The sequence below is a fragment of the Arthrobacter sp. 10N410 genome (genome assembly GCF_056394945.1).
The window spans coordinates 197,261-218,246 of the sequence record NZ_JBFTIP010000001.1 but is presented as its reverse complement, the minus strand read 5'-3'; the positions used below and the strand labels follow the sequence as shown (position 1 = coordinate 218,246).

At 67.5% G+C, this 20,986-nt stretch carries 21 protein-coding genes; 9 read left to right on the top strand and 12 right to left on the bottom strand.

The features are described 5' to 3' along the window. Window positions 1–12 precede the first annotated feature (12 nt). From AC1DB8_RS01045 to AC1DB8_RS01035, 3 genes are all read left to right on the top strand, one after another. Window positions 13–1,887, top strand: a complete 1,875-nt coding sequence (locus AC1DB8_RS01045) for a Na+/H+ antiporter (RefSeq protein WP_441416739.1) — start codon at window positions 13–15, stop codon at window positions 1,885–1,887. A 34-nt stretch (window positions 1,888–1,921) separates the two neighbouring features. Continuing rightward, window positions 1,922–2,239: a DUF6221 family protein gene (locus AC1DB8_RS01040; protein ID WP_175323884.1), complete on the top strand. Its 318-nt coding sequence runs from the start codon at window positions 1,922–1,924 to the stop codon at window positions 2,237–2,239. A gap of 68 nt (window positions 2,240–2,307) precedes the next feature. Next, window positions 2,308–2,958: an NADPH-dependent F420 reductase gene (locus AC1DB8_RS01035; protein ID WP_441416738.1), complete on the top strand. Its 651-nt coding sequence runs from the start codon at window positions 2,308–2,310 to the stop codon at window positions 2,956–2,958. A gap of 82 nt (window positions 2,959–3,040) precedes the next feature. On the opposite strand, the gene AC1DB8_RS01030 is transcribed toward AC1DB8_RS01035, so the two are convergent. Next, entirely contained in the window at window positions 3,041–3,808 is a 768-nt protein-coding gene (locus AC1DB8_RS01030; RefSeq protein ID WP_441416737.1) for a hypothetical protein, read from the bottom strand. A gap of 91 nt (window positions 3,809–3,899) precedes the next feature. Next, window positions 3,900–4,496: a DnaJ family domain-containing protein gene (locus AC1DB8_RS01025; protein WP_441416736.1), complete on the bottom strand. Its 597-nt coding sequence runs from the start codon at window positions 4,494–4,496 to the stop codon at window positions 3,900–3,902. A gap of 201 nt (window positions 4,497–4,697) precedes the next feature. Here AC1DB8_RS01025 and AC1DB8_RS01020 point away from each other — a divergent pair, with 201 nt between their 5' ends. Together AC1DB8_RS01020 and AC1DB8_RS01015 are read left to right on the top strand one after the other, a co-directional pair. Continuing rightward, window positions 4,698–4,931 (top strand): hypothetical protein, encoded by a 234-nt coding sequence (locus tag AC1DB8_RS01020; protein WP_441416735.1) that lies wholly within the window; start codon window positions 4,698–4,700, stop codon window positions 4,929–4,931. A 359-nt stretch (window positions 4,932–5,290) separates the two neighbouring features. Further along, window positions 5,291–7,126: a glycosyltransferase family 2 protein gene (locus AC1DB8_RS01015; protein ID WP_476891975.1), complete on the top strand. Its 1,836-nt coding sequence runs from the start codon at window positions 5,291–5,293 to the stop codon at window positions 7,124–7,126. 97 nt (window positions 7,127–7,223) lie between these two features. Here AC1DB8_RS01015 and AC1DB8_RS01010 read toward each other — a convergent pair whose 3' ends face one another. The 3 genes from AC1DB8_RS01010 to AC1DB8_RS01000 form a co-directional block, all read right to left on the bottom strand. Then, a complete protein-coding gene (locus tag AC1DB8_RS01010; RefSeq protein ID WP_441416733.1) occupies window positions 7,224–8,123 on the bottom strand; it encodes an MBL fold metallo-hydrolase in 900 nt (299 codons plus the stop codon). A gap of 2 nt (window positions 8,124–8,125) precedes the next feature. Next, entirely contained in the window at window positions 8,126–9,814 is a 1,689-nt protein-coding gene (locus tag AC1DB8_RS01005) for a long-chain-fatty-acid--CoA ligase (RefSeq protein ID WP_441416732.1), read from the bottom strand. 123 nt (window positions 9,815–9,937) lie between these two features. After that, window positions 9,938–10,717: an SDR family NAD(P)-dependent oxidoreductase gene (locus AC1DB8_RS01000; RefSeq protein ID WP_476891974.1), complete on the bottom strand. Its 780-nt coding sequence runs from the start codon at window positions 10,715–10,717 to the stop codon at window positions 9,938–9,940. 93 nt (window positions 10,718–10,810) lie between these two features. On the opposite strand from AC1DB8_RS01000, the gene AC1DB8_RS00995 reads away from it, so the two are divergent. After that, a complete protein-coding gene (locus AC1DB8_RS00995) occupies window positions 10,811–11,350 on the top strand; it encodes a TspO/MBR family protein (RefSeq protein WP_476891973.1) in 540 nt (179 codons plus the stop codon). Window positions 11,351–11,428: 78 nt separating this feature from the next. Here the strand turns inward: AC1DB8_RS00995 and AC1DB8_RS00990 are convergent, their stop codons facing one another. The 4 genes from AC1DB8_RS00990 to AC1DB8_RS00975 all read right to left on the bottom strand — a co-directional run bounded on the left by AC1DB8_RS00990 (window position 11,429) and on the right by AC1DB8_RS00975 (window position 14,894). After that, on the bottom strand, window positions 11,429–11,926 hold the full coding sequence (locus AC1DB8_RS00990; RefSeq protein WP_441416729.1) for an SRPBCC family protein: 498 nt from the start codon (window positions 11,924–11,926) through the stop codon (window positions 11,429–11,431). 12 nt (window positions 11,927–11,938) lie between these two features. After that, window positions 11,939–12,328 (bottom strand): ArsR/SmtB family transcription factor, encoded by a 390-nt coding sequence (locus tag AC1DB8_RS00985; RefSeq protein ID WP_441416728.1) that lies wholly within the window; start codon window positions 12,326–12,328, stop codon window positions 11,939–11,941. Between the two features lie 53 nt (window positions 12,329–12,381). Further along, complete coding sequence (locus AC1DB8_RS00980; RefSeq protein WP_441416727.1) at window positions 12,382–14,316, bottom strand: ATP-binding protein; 1,935 nt, start codon at window positions 14,314–14,316, stop codon at window positions 12,382–12,384. Between the two features lie 146 nt (window positions 14,317–14,462). After that, entirely contained in the window at window positions 14,463–14,894 is a 432-nt protein-coding gene (locus AC1DB8_RS00975) for a DUF7793 family protein (RefSeq protein WP_441416726.1), read from the bottom strand. A 196-nt stretch (window positions 14,895–15,090) separates the two neighbouring features. On the opposite strand from AC1DB8_RS00975, the gene AC1DB8_RS00970 reads away from it, so the two are divergent. The 3 genes from AC1DB8_RS00970 to AC1DB8_RS00960 all read left to right on the top strand — a co-directional run bounded on the left by AC1DB8_RS00970 (window position 15,091) and on the right by AC1DB8_RS00960 (window position 18,572). Beyond that, a complete protein-coding gene (locus AC1DB8_RS00970; protein WP_441416725.1) occupies window positions 15,091–16,119 on the top strand; it encodes a DUF6454 family protein in 1,029 nt (342 codons plus the stop codon). Window positions 16,120–16,147: 28 nt separating this feature from the next. Further along, window positions 16,148–17,869, top strand: coding sequence for a phospholipase C (locus tag AC1DB8_RS00965; protein ID WP_441416724.1), 1,722 nt, complete (start codon window positions 16,148–16,150; stop codon window positions 17,867–17,869). A gap of 133 nt (window positions 17,870–18,002) precedes the next feature. Next, a complete protein-coding gene (locus AC1DB8_RS00960; protein WP_441416723.1) occupies window positions 18,003–18,572 on the top strand; it encodes an acyl-CoA dehydrogenase family protein in 570 nt (189 codons plus the stop codon). Window positions 18,573–18,602: 30 nt separating this feature from the next. Here the strand turns inward: AC1DB8_RS00960 and AC1DB8_RS00955 are convergent, their stop codons facing one another. The 3 genes from AC1DB8_RS00955 to AC1DB8_RS00945 all read right to left on the bottom strand — a co-directional run bounded on the left by AC1DB8_RS00955 (window position 18,603) and on the right by AC1DB8_RS00945 (window position 20,918). Continuing rightward, a complete protein-coding gene (locus AC1DB8_RS00955) occupies window positions 18,603–18,983 on the bottom strand; it encodes a hypothetical protein (protein ID WP_441416722.1) in 381 nt (126 codons plus the stop codon). A gap of 74 nt (window positions 18,984–19,057) precedes the next feature. Continuing rightward, window positions 19,058–19,408, bottom strand: coding sequence for a DUF3846 domain-containing protein (locus AC1DB8_RS00950; RefSeq protein ID WP_441416721.1), 351 nt, complete (start codon window positions 19,406–19,408; stop codon window positions 19,058–19,060). Between the two features lie 166 nt (window positions 19,409–19,574). Continuing rightward, a complete protein-coding gene (locus tag AC1DB8_RS00945) occupies window positions 19,575–20,918 on the bottom strand; it encodes an MFS transporter (protein WP_441416720.1) in 1,344 nt (447 codons plus the stop codon). Window positions 20,919–20,986 lie beyond the last annotated feature (68 nt).

Below are 20,986 nucleotides of genomic sequence, written 5' to 3'. Positions count from 1 at the left end.
CAGAATGGCCTCATGGAACTCGCCCTCGGACTGCTGGTTCTCGTGGCCGTTGTCTGTGCCGGCAGCGCACTGGGCCGGAAGCTCAACGTTTCCGTTCCCCTGCTGCTGGTGCTGGCCGGCGTCGCGGGGTCCTTCCTCCCCTTTGTCCCGCGCATTGAGCTGAACCCGGAGCTGGTCCTCGTCGGGCTGTTGCCCCCACTGCTTTACGCCGCCGCCTTGCGGACCTCGCTCTTCGATTTCGGTTCCAACCGCCGCGCCATCGCGCTGCTCTCGGTGGGCTACGTCATCTTCGGAACCCTCGCCGTCGGCTTCGTGGTCTGGTGGCTGTTCCCGGAAATCCCGCTGGCCGCCGCGATCGCCCTGGGCGCCGTCGTCGCACCGCCGGATGCCGTGGCCGCGACGGCCATCGCCCGGAAGGTGGGCATGCCCCGCCGGATTGTTACCATCCTGGAGGGCGAATCCCTGGTCAACGACGCCACCGCGCTGGTCTGCCTGCGCGCCGCCATCGCGGCGATCGCCGGGACCGTGTCCGCGGCCGGGATCGCCGGCGGCTTCCTGCTCGCGGCCGGCGGCGGGCTGGTGGTCGGCCTGGCTGCCGCCTACGTGCTGACCGAGCTCCGCAAGCGGATCCGCAACGTCGCGATCAACACCTCGACATCGCTGATGGCCCCGTTCGTCGCCTACCTTCCGGCCGAGGCGATCCACGCTTCCGGTGTCCTCGCCGTCGTCGTCACCGGGCTCGTAATGGGAACCAAAGCGCCGTCCATGCCCAACGGCGCGGCCCGGCTGAGCCAGCGAAGTAACTGGAACACGGTGCAGTTCCTGCTGGAAAACTCCGTGTTCCTGCTGATCGGACTGCAGGTCCGGACCATCATCGAGGGCATCCAGGACGACTCGCTTGGCGCCGGCCGGATCTGGGCGGGCTGCGCGGTGATTCTGCTGGCGGTGTTGCTGCTCCGGCCGGTGTGGGTCTTCCCGGCGACATACCTGCCCCGGCTGATTCCGAGCGTGCGGCGCGATGACCCGGCGCCGCCGTGGCAGTTCGCCGCGATCGTGTCCTGGGCCGGGATGCGCGGGGTGGTGACGCTGGCCGCGGTGCTGGTGCTGCCCGCGGACCTGGAGCACCGGTCCGTGCTGATCCTGGCCGCGATGGTGGTGGTCGGCGGGACGCTGGCGTTGCAGGGCTTCACCCTGCCGGCACTGGTCCGGCTGCTCCGGGTCCAGGGCCCGGACCAGCGCGAGGATGCCCTGAACCAGGCGTCCCTGATGCAGCTGGCTACCGCGGCCGGGGTGGAGCGGCTGCAGGAACTGCGCACCGACAACGACCCGCCGGAGGTGGTGGCCATGCTCAAGCGGCGCACCCAGGAGCGCGGGCTGGCGGCCTGGGAGCGGCTCGGCCGGCCGACCTCGGAGGCCGCGACCCCCAGCCAGCGCTATGCCCAGCTGCGGCTCGCCATGCTGGAAGCCGAACGGGCCAAGGTGCTGGAACTGCGGCGCGGCGGCGCCTACGCCCACGAGGTTCTCAGCGAGGTTCTGGACCGGCTGGACGTTGAGGAATCCATGCTGGACATCTCGCTTGAGGAGCTGGACACCCCCGCCGAGGGCGGCGGCGAAGGGATCGCGAGGCCCGGCGGGGTATGCGGCCACCTCGAGTCCGCACCCGACCCCGACGTTCCGCACGAGCCCTTCTGCGCGGACTGCCGCCGCGAAGGCACGACGCCGGTACACCTCAGGATGTGCCTGGCGTGCGGGAACGTGGGCTGCTGCGATTCCTCCCCCGGCACGCACGCCTCCCGGCACTTCGAAGCGACCGGCCACCCCGTCATGCGCAGCATCGAACCGGGCGAGGACTGGCGCTGGTGCTACGAGGACGACCTGCTCGGGTGATGCCAAGTCCGCCCGTCGCGCGTACCCTCGGTTTGTGGACATTGTTGAGTTTCTGTCCGAGCGCATTTCCGAGGACGAGGCGGCGGCCCGGACACTCCTCAGCGACCGGACCGTCTCCAAATCCGGCGAATGGTACGAACAACGGCTGCTGCTCGAATGCGAGGCAAAGCGGAGGCTGATCGGCGTCGTCGAAGCGGCTCGGCAGTCGGCGCTGGCCTCGATGGTCAGCGACTCACTCCAGGAGGCCCACTGGGCGCCGCGGTCGCTGGACTGGATGGAGCGCTCCCTGCAGGCCTTGGCGTTGCCCTATTACGACCACCCGGACTTCGAGCAAGGCTGGTTGCACCCCTGAACTGCGGCCCGCCACGCCCGGCCCGCGTCCCCTGAAATATCCGCGGCCGGGATGCCGTTAGCCCGGATATGACAACAATCGGAATCATCGGTGCAGGACACATTGGCAGCCAGCTCGCCCGGAAGGCGGTCCAGCTCGGCTACGACGTCGTGATCAGCAACTCCCGGGGGCCGGAAACCCTGGCGGAACTCGTCGCCGAACTGGGCCCGCATGCCCGCGCGGCAACCGCGGCGGAGGCTGCGGCGGCCGGCGATTTCGCCGTCGTCACGGTCCCGCTGAAGAACATCAAGGACATCCCGGCGGAACCGCTTGCGGGCAAGATCGTGGTCGACACGAACAACTACTACTGGGAGCGCGACGGACGGTTCCCGGCGCTCGACAACGGCGAGGCCACCACCTCGGGGCTGCTCCAGGAGCACTTGCCCAAATCCAAGGTCGCCAAGGGCTTCAACCACATCATGTCCACCCAGATCGCCACCGACGGCACCCCGGCCGGTACGGAGAACCGCCGCGCACTGGCCACCGCGAGCGACTTCCCGGAGGCGGCGGAGCTTGTGACGCGGCTCTACGACGAGTTCGGCTTCGACACCGTCAACATCGGCCCGCTCTCCGAAAGCTGGCGCGTGGAACGGGACCGCCCGGCCTACGTCGTCCGCCAGAATGCGGCCGAACTGCGGGAAAACCTGGCGAAGGCGCCGCGCACCGTCCGCGCGCACTAGCCCGCCGAGGTGACAGTTCACGGCAGTGTTCGGCCTGGACACTGCCGTGAACTGCCACTTCGTGCAGCCTGAACGGCCGGGTTCACCGTGGCGTGCGGCCGAGGGACGGTGCCCGCTTCGGCCAGGCAACGACCAGCAGCCACACGGACCACACCAGGATCAGGGCTATTCCTGCCAACGTGGGAATGGTGTTTGCCGCCGAGAATCCCTCGGAGCCGATGATCCAGCCCTGGGCAAGGTAGGCCAGCCCGGAGACCGCCATCGGATATCCGGCCAGTCGGGCGGTCCCGCCCGCGCCGACAACCACGGCGCCGGTCAGGACCAGCGCGGCGCCCAGCACATAGCTCTGGTAGCTCCGCATGCCCCACTCCAGCCACCGGACACCCTCGGCGGTCGCAAAGCGGGCTGCCTTCTCCGGTTCCGCCGCGGCAGCCCAGGCGTCCACGGCCTGCTTGAGGGCCACCCCGTCGACGGCCTGCAGCGCGGCGTACAGCGCCAGCGCGGTCACGGCCGCAACAGCACCGAACCGCGCCGCCCAGGCGATCGGCCCCTCCGGCGCCTTCAGCATCATCAGCAGGACCAGCAATCCGGCGACCAGAAGCGCCATACCGGCGAACTGACCCAGGTGGACCGCGGTCCAGATGCCGCTTCGGGCGTACTCGGCGAAGGTCGCCGGGTGGTCGTTCGCGCTGGCGGAATCGGCATGAAACAGCCCGGCAACCACGGAGACCGCGAAGCCGGCAAACGCCAGGGCGGAGCCTAGGCGCAACCGGGCAGGTGGCGGCTGCCCCGGTTCGGCAGAATCCGCCGGCCGCGGGCTTTGGCTGCCCTCGGTTCCCAACTTTTTCATGGGCATCGCCCGCCTCGTGCCGACGCGCAATTGCGCGATGGGTTCTTCTAATCGCAGGCTACGCTGGTTGGACGTTCGGGACCACAGCGTTCTAGCCGCGCTTCCAGAGCCGGCGCCACCAAGGCCGTTGCGGTTCCGGCTCGGCCGGGGCCACGACGGCGGCCCGGGCCGCCCGGCGGTCGCGCCAGCGGGCCACCTCGGCGTCGACGTCGCGGGTCTTGGTGATGACCGGGGGGCCGCCTTGGAGCTGCCGGCGGGCGTCGACCACGCGGGCGTTGAAGTCGGCCAGGATATCGCGCACCTGTTTCTCCGTGAACTGGGCATCCAGGCGGGCGTCGAGTCCGGCGTCCTCCGTGCGGAGCAGGATCGCCGCCGGGCCCAGGCCGGTGAGGTTCTCGCGCTGGAGCAAACCCTTCACCCACCAGTCCGGGTCGTAGACTTCGCCGAGGCCCGGGATGGGTTTGCCCGCGTACTTCAGGTTGTCGAACTTCCCCTGCGCCATGGCGTCGCGGATCAGGTATTCGGCCTTGGCGGCGTCGTCTACCTTTGCGCGTTTTTGCCGGAGTTCCTCCTCGGCGGCGCTCAACTCGTCGTTCTCCTGGACCGTGCTGCCGCTGGCCCGGATGGAGCGCAACTCGGCCGCCCGTTCCACCCGGCGCCGGAACGCCGAGCCTCCCCCGCCGCTCATGAGCCACCGTCCTTCCCGGCTGCCGGAATCCCAAATCTGGGTTCAAGTATGCGCAAATCAAGGCGGCGGCAAAAGGTGCGGCAGCGATGAGACGGGAACCTAACCCCCCGGTAACGCGGCGTTAATCCGCCCGTGCGAGGCTGGTGACTTCGGATTAGCACAGAACCCTTCCTGCACAGCAGATCCCAAGGAGTCTCAGCCGTGAACAGCCAAGAGCACAATCCGTCCGACAGCCCCCTGCCCTCCAGCGGCGGCGCTTCGCCCCACGAGCTGAGCAGCACGCACGTCACCCATGTCCGGGAAGACGTGGCCATGGCCGGCCGCTGCGCCAACGTCCATCTGCCCACCGGGCGCACCTGCACCCTGCCGGTCCGCCACCCGGGCGCGTGCAGCTTTGTCGGACCCGAGGAAGCGGAGACCATCGCAGTCCACTAGGCTCGCAACCGCGCGGGCACCCCGCGAAAACGGCCCCGCAAAAACGGCCCGCCCGCGGCACAGCCGCAGTTTTCTGCAAGGAAAAACGGCACCCTCGGCCGGGTGCGCCGTCCCACAGCTATGATCAGATTTTTAGCAGCCGATCTAGCTGAGGGAGATCAGGTGCCCCGTGAGGCCCTGCGGCTGCGCTCCGAAAGCGCGCCGTCTGAAGAACCACCCGCCGCCAACACCAGTGCGGCACCGCCATCCCGCCCTGCGCCACTCGACGCCACGTCGCTGACCCGAGCGGGTATTGCCGGCTGGGCCGCCCGGCTGGGACCCCCGGGCCGGAGGCGCCCAGGTCCCGTCGGCTGGCCCACGTGGGCGGCATCGCCGCCATCGCCGCCCTGGTCCTGTACCTGGCCTGGCGCCTGCTGTTCACTCTGCCGTCCGGCGAGTGGAACCTGACCATCGCCTGGATTCTGTTGACCTTCGAGGCCCTGCCGCTGGCCGGCCTGGTCCTGAAGGCGTGGTCCGTGTGGAACATCGACAGCCACCCGCCGGCCCCTGTGGCCGAAGCCCCCAACGGCATGCGGGTGGCAGTCCTGATCCCCACGTACAACGAGCCCATCGAAGTCCTAACGCCCACGGTGGCGGCGGCCTGTGAGCTTGCCCCGGCGCACGAAACGTGGGTTCTCGACGACGGTGACCGACCCTGGGTGGAGGAAATGTGCGCGGCCTACGGCGCCCGGTATGTCCGCCGCGAGGTCCACGACCATGCCAAGGCCGGCAACATGAACCACGCCCTGGGCCTTATGGCCGCAGACCGTGCCGCGGGCGGCCCCGGCATCGACATCATTGCGGTGCTCGACTGCGATCATGTTCCGCTTCCGACTTTCCTCACCGCTACCCTGGGCTGGTTCGAGGACCCAGAGGTCGCCCTGATCCAGGGTCCGCAGTCGTTCTACAACGGCGGCGCGTTCGACGACGATGGCATCACCGGCGAGCAGGGCACTTTCTTCAACGTCCTCATGGCCTCCCGTAACGTCCCCGGCGCAGGACCGTTCTGGTGCGGGTCGACGTCGTTGTTGCGTGTGAGTGCGCTGGAAGAGGTGGGCGGCGTCGCCACCGAAACCATCACCGAGGACATGCACACCACGCTGAAACTCATCCGGCGCGGCTGGCGGACCGTCTACCACCACCAGACCCTCGCCGTCGGGCTTGCACCGGCTACGCCGGACCAGTACCTGCTGCAGCGCCGGCGCTGGGGCATGGGGGCGATGCAGATCCTCGTGCACGAGAAGTTGTGGGCTGCAAAGGGCTGGATGTCGTGGCGGAATTACCACGAGTACCTCAACGGCACGCTGTGGTGGCTGGAGGGCATCGCAACGCTTGTGGCCTTCCTGATTCCGGTCCTGATCATGGTTTCCGGGGCGCAGACCTCCACCGCCGGGCCCCTTTTGTTCCTCGGGGTCTTCCTGGTCATGTTCACAGTGCGGCTTTGGGGTTCGAAGCAACTCATGCGGAACGAAATCCACTGGCCCACAGCCTTCGCTTTGCGGATCTTCCGCGTACCGGTGGGCCTGGCATGTTTCTGGTGGCTTATGTCCCGCAACGTCCTCGAGTTCCAGGTCACGCCTAAGGGAGCCGCGGATTCACGGCTCCGCGGCCGCACGCCACGCATCCTAATCGTGATGGTTGTCCTGATCACCGCAGTCATTCTCTACGCTGCGGCCGGGCTGGCCGGACTGGTTCCCTGGCGCACCACGGCAGGTTCCACGGTGGCGTCGGGCGCCTGGCTGGTGCTGGCCGGCGCTGTTCTGGTTCTGGGCACACGGCGGATCCGGGCCGTCGAATTCGCTACCTCCCGCCGCAACGCCTATCGCGTGGAAGTCGCGGCGCCGGTGGAGGCAGCGGGCACCAGGGGTGAACTGCTGGACATTTCAGTGGGTGGCGCGGCCGTCCGTTTCCCGCACGGAACACTTCCAGCGTCCGGCGTGATCATGCTCCGGCTGCCGGAGGCGGACCCGGTCCCGCTGCGGGTCGTCAGGCTCACGGAGCAACCGGACGGATCCCAGGTCGCCTCCCTGCGGGCAGCCGACGACGACTGGGCCGTCCACCGTGCGCTCTCGCTGTGGATCTTCCACACGCCCGCCGGGGCGCTGCCCGAATTCCCGCCCGGAGTACCCGCTGCCGCGTCCCTGCGGGGGCGCTGACAACAGGCCCCTTGGCCCCTCGCCGCGCGCAGCGAGATGACAGTTCGCGGCGGTGTTGCGCCCAAACATTGCCGCGAAGTGCCATCTCGGGGGCTTTTCAGTTGTTCAGGCAGAGCACGAAGCCGGGGAAGACATGGCGGCCGGGACGCCCGCCGACGACGTCGATCGCCCGGCCGAGCTCCTGCAGCTGGTCCACCGACATCTGCAGCGGCGGTTCGTCCGGCTGGTGGGTGGTGTAGATCGGGTAGTCGACGCCGGGTTCCCGCGACATTTCGATGTGGCAGCCGATGACATGGCTGACGGGGTGCGCGGCGCAGAATCGGATCAGCCGGTCGATCGTGTCCACAAACGCCGGCCAGTCGTGGATGTAGAGGCGCCCGGGGTAAACGGTGTCTCCGGTGAGCAGGATGCCGGTGTACGGGTCGTGGAAGGTGACGGCGGCGCTGTGGTGTCCCGGGCTGGGCCAGCACTTCAGGACCCGGCCGCCCAGGTCCACCTGGGCCCGCCGGTCTGCGGGACCGCCGGCGGGACCGCCGTCGTCGTCCCCAAATCCGAAGAACTCCCACGCGCTGCGCTGCTCAGCATCCACCACAAGGGTGCCCGGCCGGCCCGCGAACTGGGCATCGCCCGCAACATGGTCACCGTGCGGATGGGTGTGCAGGACCAGCAGCCCATAGCCCTCACGGGGGTGCGCGGCCAGCCAGGTGTCGATCAGTCCGTCGACGACGCGGCGCAGCGGGAAGAACTCCGCGGAGGCCGTGGCGCCGGTGTCGATCAGCACGGCCCGGGCATTGCCGAACAGCAGGAACATGAACGGCGCCTCGTAATTGACCGCCATATTCTGGCGCAGCACGAAGGTGTGCGCGTCATAGGCGTGCACCTGGATGTCGGGGTCCGTGTTGTGTTTCGCCGACTCCGAGCCGTGGATCCAGGACACGTTGAGGTCACCGGGACGGGGCACGTCGGAGGTGAAGTCGATCGCTGCGGATGCTCCCATGGCTACAGTCCCGGCAGGACTTGTTCGCGGACCTGCTTGCGGAGGATTTTGCCGAGCATGGAGCGGGGAAGATCCGGCACCGGGACGATCCGGCGCGGGACCTTGTAGCCGGCGAGGTGCTCGCGGCAGTGGGCGCGGAGGGCGTCTTCGTCCAGTGCGGTGCCCGGTTCAAGTTCGACGGCGGCCACCACCATTTCTCCGCCGCGCTCCAGCGGCTTGCCCACGACGGCGGCGTCCCTGACATCCGGGTGCAGGCGCAGCACCGCTTCCACCTCGGTGGGCGACACGTTGAAACCGCCGGTGATGATGAGTTCCTTGGCCCGGTCCACCACGGTGGTGAAGCCGTCCGGGTCCACGGTCACGACGTCGCCGGTGCGCAGCCAGCCGTCGGCGGTGAGGGTTTTCGCGGTTTCCTCGGGGTTGTTCCAGTAGCCCTGGAAGACCTGTGGCCCCTTGATCAGCAGCTCGCCAGGCTGGCCCTGCAGGACCTCCACGGTCGGGTCGTCGACGTCGACCACCTTCATCAGGGTCGACGGGAAGGGGACGCCGATGGTCCCGGTGCGGCGTGTGGGGTGGAAGGGGTTGCCGAGCGCCACCGGAGAGGACTCCGTCATGCCGTAGCCCTCCACGAGCAGGCCGCCGGAGACGGATTCCCAGAGCTCCACGACATGGTCCGGCAAGTTCATGGCGCCGGAGATGCAGTACCTGCAGGAGCGCAGCGAGACGCCCTTCTCCTTCGCGGCCATCGCGGTGCGCTCGTAGATCGGCGGGACCGCGCAGTACACGGTGGCGGGCGACTTCTTCATCGCGTCCAGCACCAGGTCCGGGTCGAACTTGGGGAAGAGGACCAGCAGGCCCTGTTTGCGGATGCCGTAGGTCAGATACAGCGTCATGCCGAAGGCGTGGAACATCGGCAGGATCGCGTAGAACACTTCCTTGCGGTACTCCGCGCCGGCCATCCAGGCTTCCCCCTGCAGGGCGTTGGAGTACAGGTTGAAGTGGGTGAGCATCGCACCCTTGGGCCGCCCGGTGGTGCCCGAGGTGTACTGGATCGCGGCGAGGTCGTTCACCGAGGGACGCGGGTGCGCGGGGTCGATCCTGCCGTGGCCCAGGAGCTGCTTCCACGGCGTGGTTCCCGGCGCTGGGGCGGTCAGCGAGGCCCGCGCTTCGCGCAGCTTCTTGACCGGCAGGGCCAAGGCCAGGCGCTTGGCCGCAGGGAACGCCTCAAGCAGGTTGACCGAGACCACGTGGTCGATTTCGATGTCTGCGGGGAACTCGCGGATGGCGGCGGCGGCCTTGTCCCAGGCGATCACGACGCGGGCCTGGTGGTCCTCGAACTGGTGCCGCAGTTCGCGGGAGGTGTAGAGCGGGTTATGTTCGACGACGACGGCGCCCAGGCGCAGCACCGCGTAAAAGGCGACGACGTGCTGCGGGCAGTTCGGCAGGATCAGCGCGACCCGGTCGCCGGCCCGGACACCAAGTCGGCGAAGCCCCTCGGCGGCCCGGTCCACCTGCTCGCCGAGCTCCGAGTAGCTGGTCCGGCGGCCGAAGAATTCCAGCGCGGGGGCGGTTCCGGCCTCGGCCACGGACCGCTCCAGCATCGCGACGAGCGACTCCGTGGGCAATTCGATCTCGGCCGGGACGCCCGGCTGGTAGTTCTTCACCCAGGGCTGCTGGTCGGTATGCTCCATGCCCACATCATTTCGCGAACTCCGGGCTGAGGGCGAATCCCGGGCCCCGCCCACCCAACTAGCTGGCAGTAGTTGTCGTTATGAGCCCTCAAAACGTCAACTACTGCCAGTCAGTTGGGCGTCCTACAGCGCGGACCAGCCGCCGTCGGACGCAAGGATGGCACCGTTGACGTTGGTGCCGTCGTCGCTGAGCAGGAAGGTGATCGAGGCCGCCAGCTGCGCCGCTGTGGCCGGGGTCGGGATGTTGGCGCCCATCAGCGGGCCCAGCCGCTCGGCGGCCAGCTGGGAGCCCCAGTCGGCGACGATGTTGGTGATCGTTGCCCCGGGCGCCACCGCGTTGAAGCGCAGCCCCTTCGGCCCGTACATCACCGTGGAGTTCTTGGTCAGGCCGACGACGGCGTGCTTGGACGCGGTATAGGCGGCGCCGGCGGCGGACCCCCGCAGCCCGGCCTCGGAAGTCACATTGACCACGGAGCCGGTGCCGGCCTCGAGCATCAGCGGCACAACGGCGCGGGTCAGGCGCTTCAGGGCGGTGACGTTGATCCGGAAGACCCGCTCCCAGACGGCGTCGTCCACCTCGTGGATCGGGGCGAAGTTGTCCATGATGCCTGCGACGTTCGCGAGCGCGTCCACGCGGCCGCCCGCGGCGGCCACGACGGCGGCGACCGTTTCCTCGGTGGAGATGTCGCCGGCCACCGGCACAAGATCCAGACCCGCGTTCCGGGTCACGAGGTCATCCAGACGTTCCTTGCTGATGTCCGCCGCGATGACCTTGCCGCCCTCCTTCGCGACGCGCAGCGCGGTGGCCAGGCCGATGCCGGAGCCGGCGCCCGTGACGATAACGGTCCTGCCGGCAAAACGGCCCGGAGTGATGGTTTCCTGCCATGAAGCTTCGTTGCCCATGATGTCCTTCCAGACGTAGATGACGGTGACGACTGCGCAAGGTCCCGCCGTCGTAGTTTGACGGGAGGGCGCACGGTTGTCCACAGTGGGTCAGTGCTCTTGAACGTTGAACAAAGCGCCCCGGGCACCCGTGCCCCCGGCACCCGCCCGCCGCGGCAGCAAATTGCGGCCCTCGTCGGTTTTCTGGCGGCTTCCTTGGCCGTATCGCTAATCGGTTCGCTGCCGATCAGGATGAACAGCGACTGGTACGCGGCCGCGGACACGGCGCCGTGGACCCCGCCGGGGTGGATGTTCGGCTCGGCGTGGCTGGTACTTTACGCGGCCATGGCCGTGGCGGCTTGGCTGGTGTGGCGGCAACGGCTCTTCCCGCGCCGCGCGGCGCTCAGAGTCTACGGCGGGCTGCTGCTGCTGAACCTTTTGTGGCCGCTGATGTTCTTCGGCCTTTATCCGGTGATGGGCACCGCGGCCCTGTGGCTGGCGCTGCTTGTGATCGCCGCCCACGCCGCGTTCGCGACCGTGGCCGTGCTGCACTTCGGGCCGATCAGCACGACTGCCGGGGTGCTGATGCTGCCGTACGTTTCGTGGCTGGTGTTCTCGGCCAGCCTGAACCTGTACGCGGCCTTGAACAACTAGTTCAAACCCAGAGGACGACGGCGGGCTGAGTTCCGCCGTCGTCCTCCTGGTTAACGCTGTGGCACGTTCGCCCGTCGCTCAGGCGTTGGCGTGCTCGGCGAGGATCGCGTCCACCTGGCCGAGGGCGCCCTTCATGCCCTCCTCCATTCCCATGGCGACGATCTTCTCCATCTGCTCCTCCGTCTCGAAGGTGGACAGCACGGTCATCCGGGTGCGGTCGCCGGTCGGCTCCAGCGTCACGACGCCATGGATCGTGCCCATCTCGGCCACCGGCTCGCCATTGTCGTCCGAGAAGCCGTCGTCGAACTCCAGGCCGCGCGGGGCATCGATGGCGACAAAGCGCCACCAGCCGCGGGCTTTCTCCCCGTCCGGTCCCGTCATGTAGTAGCTCGCCTCGCCGCCGGGGACAAAGTCGTGCTTCTCGAAGGTGGCCGGCCAGGTGGGCGGGCCCCACCAGCGCTCGAGCTGGCGCGGATCCGCCCAGATCTGCCAGACGCGCTCGACGCCGGCGTCGAACTCCGCGACGACGCTGAGGCTCAGGGCCTCAAGATTCTTGACTGAACTGATGACTGTCATGTCGAACCCTTCCTATGCTTCTGCTTCGGTGCCTTCTGCCTTGCCTGCTGACTTCTGGTTGGTTTGTGGATCCGCTTGCCCCAGCAACTCGGCGATCCGTTCGGTCCGCTGCCGCCAAATGACCTCGTACTCATCGAGCAGACTGCGGGCCTTGTGCAAGCCCGCGTGGTTGGCCCGCACGATCTGCTCCCTTCCGCGTTTCTCCTTGGTCACCAGGGAAGCGCGTTCCAGCACCGCCACATGCTTCTGTACGGCGGCGAAACTCATGGCGTAGAGCGCGGCGAGCCCGGAAACGGAGTACTCCCCCACCGTCACGCGGCGCACGATGTCCCGGCGGGTCGAGTCGGCGAACGCCTGGAACAAGCGGTCGACTGCTTCGTCACTCAACTGATCTACAACCATTTGGTTGTAGAATAGGCCCGCGCCAAAGGAGTGTCAATGGGTGGCCGTGCGCCTCACCCCAGGAACGTCCGGTGGATGTCGCTGCCGTAGCGGCCGATGATGTCCCGCTTGGCTCTCCTGAAAGCTTCGAGGTCTCCGGCGTGGCCGTGCTGCTCCACGCGGCGCCGGGCTAGCTCGTCCGCGATCACGTCCAGGAAGAGTTCGGCCAACAAAAGGCGCGCCGAATCGCGGAAGCGTCCACGGCCGTCAACGTACAGCTGGACCGTGGGCGCGGCGGTGTTGATGATGACCTTCCGTTCGTCCACGCTGTAGACGGCACGGTCGGCACTGTTGTGCAGGCTGCGGAACTCGTAGCCGGTGAAGAGGTCGACGCCGTGGTCCCGGCTCGGGCGGCGGGCCTCCGGGTGCGCCGCCGGCTGCACCGGCGCATCGGCGGGCACCGCATGATGCGGGGGCTGGTCGGCGCTGCGGTGCGAGGCGTGTTCGGCGATGACGATTTCGCACAACGCCCAGTAGTCGCCGGCACGGACGGTCACCTGGCCCCGTTCGTCCGGCCGCTCCCCCGTCACGGTCCATTCGAGCCGCCGCGCTTCCCCCAGCGCGCCGACGGCGATCGGGACAGGTTCCGGGTCGATCCGCAGCGTGCCGGGCAGGTCCACCTCGAACGTGAGCATTCCGTCGGGCAACCGGGCCGGATCCAGCAGCAGGGAAACACGGAACGGATGCCCCGGCGGACGGTAGTAGAAGGGGGTGGTGAAGCGCAACGCCGCGGGCCGCTCCCCCGCAGGGGAGCCGCCACCGGGCGCCGGGGAGGTTTCCAGGCCCAGGTCGACGACGGCGGCCTCGTTCATGTGCTGCAGCAGGTGCTCGATCATTTCGGCGGTGCGCCCGGAGGTGGTGGCGCGCTCAAGATGCGTGAGCTTTTCCTTCTCGGCCTGCACGGCGCCGGCGATCATCCGGCTGACGGCCTCGGAAAACGCCGCCACAAAGGGGTCCCGGGGGTTCAGTCCCTCGCGTTCGTCGCTGATGATCGCCCGGCCGCGGCCCAGCATCCCGGTCAGCGCGTCGCAGGATACGACGCCGAAGAGGTATTCGGTGCCCACCTGGTTTTCGAACGCGAACAGCTGGCAATCCAGTGCGGCCATCCCGGACAGAACGACGAGGCCGTTGGTGCGCTCGTCTCCCTTGAGTGTCAGCTCGGTCCCTGTGGCGCGTTTCAACGTCAGGGTGAACGGATACGCCCGGCCTTCAAAGCTGACGCTTCCGTCCTGGTCCGGGCCGAGCAGCAGGTCCGCAGGCGGCTCCTGGAACCTGACCGGCTCGCTTCGGTGGTCGCCCGATCCGGGCTGGCCGTGCTCCAGCTCCACGCTGCGCCGGCCCAGCACCGCACGCAGGTAGAAGTTGTCGGACAGGGACTGCAGCAGGGTGCTGTACTGGGTGATCCGGACGCGGGGATTGTCGACGACGATGCTCACCCGGGTGCCGCTGGCAGCCGGTGCTTCGTCGATCCCCAGCCGGGCGTAGTCGGCCGGGAACGCGCGGCGGTCCTCGCCGCCGTCGTCGTAGAGGTAGCCGCCGTTCTCGCCGCGGAAGACGTCGATCCGGGTGAAGCGGCCGCCCTGGATGGTCTCGATCCAACCGTGGCCCAGGCCGAAGATCGCTTGCTTGAGGCCGCGGCCGAAGTAGCCGCGGCCGTCACCCTCGCCGCGCGCGAGCGGGCTGTGCGCGCCGCCGTAGCTGAGGATCCGGCCGGCCTGATCGAAGGACATCCCTTCCGCCTGGTCGCTGACCATCAGCACGGCCCCGGTGAGGTGCCGCTCGTACCGGACATGGATCCGGCCACTGACGTGGGCGCCGGCCTTTTCGAGCCGCGCGTAGCTGTCGTCGCTGTTGGTAATCAGCTCCACGAGCGCTTTCTCCACCGAGGCGAAGCGCCGCGAGTCGATCCCGATCACGCGCTGGTCCACTTGGATTTCGGCAACCGTCATGCTGATTCCCTCGCTCACAACTGAAGTTGCTGCCGGCCGTTCCTCAACCCGTAGCCGCAGGTCCGGCCCGATACGTGGAGCGTAGCAGTTCCGGGCTATTTGGCGCGGGTGTGCGAAATCGAGGCAGCGGCGAGGGCGGTCGGCTGCTAGTGCGAGGCGGGCCTGGGAACCGAGGCTTCCAGGTCGTCCGTCCCAAGTTCTGCCGGGCTCTCGATAAAGCCGCTCAGCCACGCGACGGCGTCGGGCCGAGAGGTGAAGAATTCGTGAGGGTATTTTGTGTCCCGGCTCGTGGCAGCGGCCACGACGCGGTCGACAGCGCTGGAGCCAAGGACCGCAATGGCGAGAACGTCGACAGACTTGGCGAACTCGTACCGGGCGGCGGCGCTGATTTCCACGTCAGTCATGACGGAGAGCATCGGCATCTGCCGGCCCTGGCTGATCAACTCGGTGGCCCGCATGGCATCCCGGGCGTCACCGACGTCGACAAACGAGCCGGGGGCCCAGACGGACTCGATGATGCCGTCGCTGATGCGGAGGGAATTCTTCCCGTTCGCGGCGCGGATTGGTTCTGGCATCATCTGGCCAATTCTAGGCGCGCTCAGTCCGCTCGCGTGGACAACACGGCGCAGAAGCGTGCCTCCATCCTCGACCCTTTGCCGGCAAAGCCGCCGCCATGTGGGAAGCCGGCTGTTTACCAGCCCTCCATCAAGGGTTCATTACCGATAAGTAACTTGGGGTGGTCCTGTTGAGAACCATCCATTGAGAGGCTCCCCCATGAGCGCGACTCGAACCCGAGGCATCCTCACGGCCGCCGCAGCCTTCGTCCTGGCGGCGTCCGCAATCGGCGGCACGGCGGCAGCCCAGGCCGCCGGCACCAACGATCGGCCCAACGCAAACAGCGCCGGTTCCGGCAGCCACCGCGAAACGGACAGCGCGCTGGCCGAGGCCTTTAACGGCGTCGACCGCAGCACGAACTGGCAGCAGACCGGCAAGCTGAAGCTGAAGTTTCCGACGTACCACACGGAAGGAATCGCTTTCAGCCAGGAGCACATCTTCCTCTCGGCCGTGCAGATCATCGAGCCGACCACAAAGTTCCCGTCCCCGCAGGGAGGATTCGACCGCACGGCGGGCAAGGGCGTCGGCCACCTGTTCGTCATGGACAAGGCCGGGAATCTGCAGAAGGACATCATCCTGGGCGAGGGCGACATGTACCACCCCGGCGGCATCGACTTCGACGGCGCCAACGTCTGGGTCCCTGTTGCCCAGTACCGGCCCAGCAGCAGCGCCATCATCTACCGGGTGGACGCAAAAACCCTCGACGTGCACAAGCAGTTCGAGGTGAAAGACCACTTCGGCGGCATCGTCATGGACAAGCAGACCGGCCACCTCGTGGGCAACACCTGGGGATCGCGGCGCTTCGCCGAATGGGACCTGCGCGGCAGGCAGCTCTCCACCTGGCAGAACCCGAACTATTTCATCGACTACCAGGACTGCCAGTACGTGCCGACCTCGAAGATGCTCTGTGGGGGCATCACCAACCTCCCGCAGGCCCCCGGAGCTGGCGGCCCCGGCGCCAGCTACGAACTCGGCGGGATGGCCATGATCGATCTCAAGACCCGCAGCGTGACCCGCGACGTCCCGTTCCAGCAGTGGTCCACCGCCGGGCACGTGGCAACCCGCAACCCGTTCAAAATGACCGCCGACGGGAACCACCTCACCTTGAAGCTGGCCCCGGACAACGGTGACGAGGGCAACGGCACCGAGATCCTCACCTACGAAGCCACCGTCGCCCCCGCCAAGTAGCGCGCCCAACGCCTTGGAAAAGAAACGATTGGATACCCCCTTGCAGCACTTCTCCCCTAACCGCTTCACCCGTAAACGCTTCGTTGCCGCCACGAGCGCCACCGCTCTGGCGGCATCGGCGCTGGCCGCCGGCCTGATCGGCGTTGGCGTGGGCCCGGCATCCGCCGGCGAAAAACACGAAGGAACCGCAACGCCGATCAAGCATGTGGTGGTGATCTTCCAGGAAAACGTCTCGTTCGACCACTACTTCGCCACCTATCCGAAGGCCGCCAACATTCCCGGTGAAACCCAGCAGGGCACCGGCACCAAGGCGGCTGCGTTCACCGCGGCCAAGAACACGCCGAAGAAGATCAACACGCTCGCCACCGCGGGCCTGCTGGCTCCGGACAACCCGAACGCCGCGCAGCCGGCCCGGCTTTCGCCAATGCAGGCCGTCACCTGCGACCAGGACCACAACTACGGCGCCGAGCAGAAGGCCTACAACGGCGGCGCGATGGACAAATTCGTTGAGTACACCAGCCGGGACTCCTGCGGTACCAACCAGTACGGCCGCCCCGGGTTGACGATGGACTACTACGACGGAAACACCGTCACGGGCATCTGGAACTACGCCCAGAACTACGCTATGAGCGACAACCACTTCAGCACCGTATTCGGGCCCTCCACCCCGGGCGCGCTCAACCTGGTCTCCGGCCAGACCCACGGGGCCACCGAATACACTGCTGCCGGGCAGCCCGTGGCCACGCCGGCGGGCGGCAGCAGCACTGTCCGCCAGCCAGACGCGAACGGCGTTGGCACGGTCATCAACGACCCGGACCCGGTCTATGACGATTGCTCGAACAACAGCCACGCCAAGGCTGGCAACCTGGCCGGCATGAACGGCAAGAACATCGGCGACCTGCTCAGCGCAAAGGGCACGTCCTGGGGCTGGTTCCAGGGCGGCTTCACACCGACCACGCCCGCGACCGGAACCACCCCGGCGTCGTGCCTGTCCAGCCACACGAACGCCGCCGGCGCCAGCGTCGTTGACTACTCCCCCCACCACCAGCCGTTCCAGTACTACGCGTCCACCGCCAACCCGCACCACGTGGCGCCGGCGTCGGACGCAGAGATCGGCCACAACGGCAGGGCCAACCACCAGTACGACCTCACCGATTTCAACAAGGTGGTCAATACCGACAACATGCCGGCCGTCTCCTTCCTGAAGGCGGGGATGTACCAGGACGGCCACGCCGCCTACTCCGACCCGGTCGACGAGCAGAAGTTCATCACCAACACCGTCAACCAGATCCAGAAGTCCAAGAACTGGGAGAACACGGCCGTGGTGCTCGCCTACGACGACTCGGACGGCTGGTACGACCACGTCGCCGCCCAGGTGAAGAACTCTTCCAACAGTGCCGACGACGCCGCGTGGTGCCAGAGCGCCGCGGCCAGCGGCGTCCCGATGGCCGGCGGTTATGCCGACCGCTGCGGCCCGGGCCCGCGCCAGCCGCTGGTCGTTATTTCCCCCTTTGCGAAAAAGAACTTCGTGGACCACACCGAGACTGACCAGGCCTCGATCCTGCGTTTCATCGAGGACAACTGGCACACCGGCCGGATCGGCGACGCCTCCGCCGACGCCACCGCCGGCTCGGTGAATGGCATGTTCAACTTCAACAAGCAGCGCACCGGCAAGGTGCTGCTCGACGAACAGACCGGCGCGGTTGCGTCGATCACCAACAACGACGGCGACCCCAGCCGCCGGAGGTAACACGCGCCGCGACCTGCCGAAGGCGGGCGGCCATCCAGAGACGCCACCCGGCGATGGCCGGGTGGCGTCTCTGTGCTGGCTCATGGAAGCGCAATACCCGCCTCCAGGAATCAAACACCCTAGGATCTTCGACATGGAGACCTTCCTCTGGCCAGGCTGCGCGTCCGATCCCCAAGGTGAACCCAAGGTCGCCGTGCTTGTCCCGGGGGCGGGCTACAAAGTCGAATCTCCCCTACTGTTCTGGCCCGCGGAGCAGCTGAAGGACCGCGGATGGCAAGTTCACGGAATCCGCTGGACCGAGGACGACGAGCCCGGCGATGATCCCCGCGGCTTCGCCGCCCGGGCGGTCGAACAAGCGTTTGCCGGGGCCCCGCGCGCCGCCGAACGGCTCATCGTGGCCAAATCATTTGGAACCCTCGCTATTCCTTGGGCAGAAGAGGCTCAAGTACCGGGTGTTTGGCTTACGCCTATCCTCACGGATGGGGTGATTCGGAGAACGCTTACCGGCACTCGGAAACGTGATCTGCTGATCGGCGGCTCCAAAGACAAGCTATGGGTTATCGACGGCTTATCCGAGACTGCAGGCACGTTCGTCGAAATCCCGGGTGCCGACCACTCCCTGCAAATTCCGAACGATTGGCGCGCTTCCCTGTCGTCCCAAGTCCAGGCGTTCACTGCTGTCGAGAGCTTTCTGGCCGGCTAAGGCCGACGCCCTGGCCCAGCCCCGCGCAGCTCAGCCCAGGGCTACCAGGAACGCCAGGCCGGCCAGCACAAGGGACACCGGGACCATGACACGCCGTTCGTCCTTGCTCTTTGAGGCAAGGTTGGGCAGGACGCTGAACAGCAAATAGGCCGCGATCACCCACATAGCCACCACCGCAATGGAGGGCGCTGGCAGGACTGAAATGAATTCCGCCCGGTCCAGGGCAACCAGCGCAAAGGCAGCGTAAACGACGATCGACACGGCACTTCCGACGCGGAGCCGCGCCGGAAGCACCGCGCGTTGGCCGCCCCAGGCAAACCGGCCGAGCGGCAGCCCGACGATCAGCAGCAACTGAAACACGGCAAGTGCTCCGAGCACTGCACAGAACGCGAGGGGGATTTCCGGCACCATGAGCTGAAGACTAGCGGGCTGGACGGAGCGGCCGTGGTTACGGCGCGACCGTCAGCCGCGCTGCCGGTCCTTGCTCAGGCGATCAGCCGGGTGTCAAAGAACTCTTCCGCGAGCCGGATCAGGTGCTCAGGGACGTCGGCGTCCTCGCCATGGCCACCATGGCCGAGGATCACGGCGGTGCCCCGCGCGACGCCGGCGAGGTCCAGGCCGCAGTCGTTCATCAGTTGGGCGGCGCGCAGGTTCGCCGGGAGCTGGGTAATCACGCCTTCGGCGTTGAGGTAGACGTGCCAGTTTCCGCGGCTGACTCTTTCAAGGTCTCCGCCCACCAGCCCTTGTAGGGTTCGCTGGTCGGTTTCGATGGTTTCCACCCGGACAGGTTCGCTGATCCGGGCCGGGATTATCAGTGCTGTATATCTCTTAGTCATTTTAGGTCCGCTGTTAATAACAACGGCGTAGTTCGCCGTGTTCCCGGGGGCTGGAGGCAGCCCCGCCGCCCCGGGAGACCCTCAAAACGCAGGCGGACGACGGCGGGAGCTTCCCGCCGTCGTCCGCTTGCGTGGTTTGCCGGCAACCGCGCCGGCCGAATTCCGGTCAGACGGACAGCGGGACTTCCTCCGCCACGTCGTCCTGCGCAACCGGCTCCTGCCGCGCCGGGCGCATCGCCGCTACGGCGCCGCCCGCCACGAGAACCACGGCGCCGACGCCCATGTACAGCATGGAAGCTGTCCAGTGCGCGTCCAGCAGGGCGCCGGTGATGAGCGGGGCGACGATGGCGCCGACGCGGCCGATTCCGATCGCCCAGCCGACGCCGGTGCTCCGGACGGACGCGCCGTACAGGGCGGGGGTGATGGTGTACATGCCGGCGATGCAGCCGTTGATCAGCATGCCGACGACGCCGCCCGCGACGAACGCCAGGGCGAGGATGCCCGCGGTGGAGATGAACATCACCATGGTGGCGGCCGAGAGGACCGCAAACGCGATCATCACCTTGCGGCTGTTCCAGCGGATGGTGAGCAGGCCGTAGAGCAGGGAACCGAAGGTGCCGCCCAGGGTGAGCATGAGGCCGCCGATCACGCCCTGACTCTCGGTCATGCCGGCGGTGACGAGCAGCCGCGGCGTCCAGCTGTTCACGAAGTAGAACCCGAACATGGTGGCAAAGAAGGCCAGCCAGACGAGCCAGGTGGAACGGCGGTTGCCGGCGGTGAAGAGTTCAGAAAGCTTGTTCCTGTGCAGCGCCACTGCGGCGGACGCGGGGATCTGGGTCAGTTCGGGCTGGCCGATCTTGCGGGCAATCTTGTTGAGGCGATCGAGGACGTTGCGCGGGCGACGGCTGGTCAGGAAGTCCACCGATTCGGGCAGCAGGACCGCCAGCAGGACCAGGACGACGCCGGTGCAAATGCCGCCGAACACGAAGACCGAGCGCCAGCCGAAGTTTGCCTGGAGGGAGACCGCGGCAGCGCCGCCCAGCGTCGCGCCGATGCCGTAGCCGGCCGTGTAGATGCTGATGGCCAGCCCGCGCCAGCGTTTGGAGGAGTATTCGCTGGCGATCACGTTGGTGCAGGCCAGGATGCCGCCGATGCCCAGGCCCGTGACGACGCGCCAGATCCCCAACTCCACTGCCGAATGTGCCAGTGAGGCGAGCAGCATGCCGGCGGTGGCAAGGCCAACGGAGACCAAGACCATGGGCCGGCGGCCGATGACGTCGGCGAACGGTGCAAGGCCCAGCGACCCGATGGCCATGCCGACCAGGCCGGAGCTCAGCAGGATGCCCAGCTCGGCCCCGCTGAGGCCGAACTCGCGCGTGACGCTGTTGGCCGTGAAAGCCATGGCCAGAACGTCGAAGCCGTCGAGGGCGTTAAGGATGATGCACAATCCGACGATCAGCCATTGGTACAGGGACATGCGGGACGCGTCGATGCGTTCTTGGAGTTGCATGAGACTACTTTCTGGAGGCCGCGGACAGTCCGGGCGGGTACAAAGTTGCGTGCCGAACGGCGGGTGTG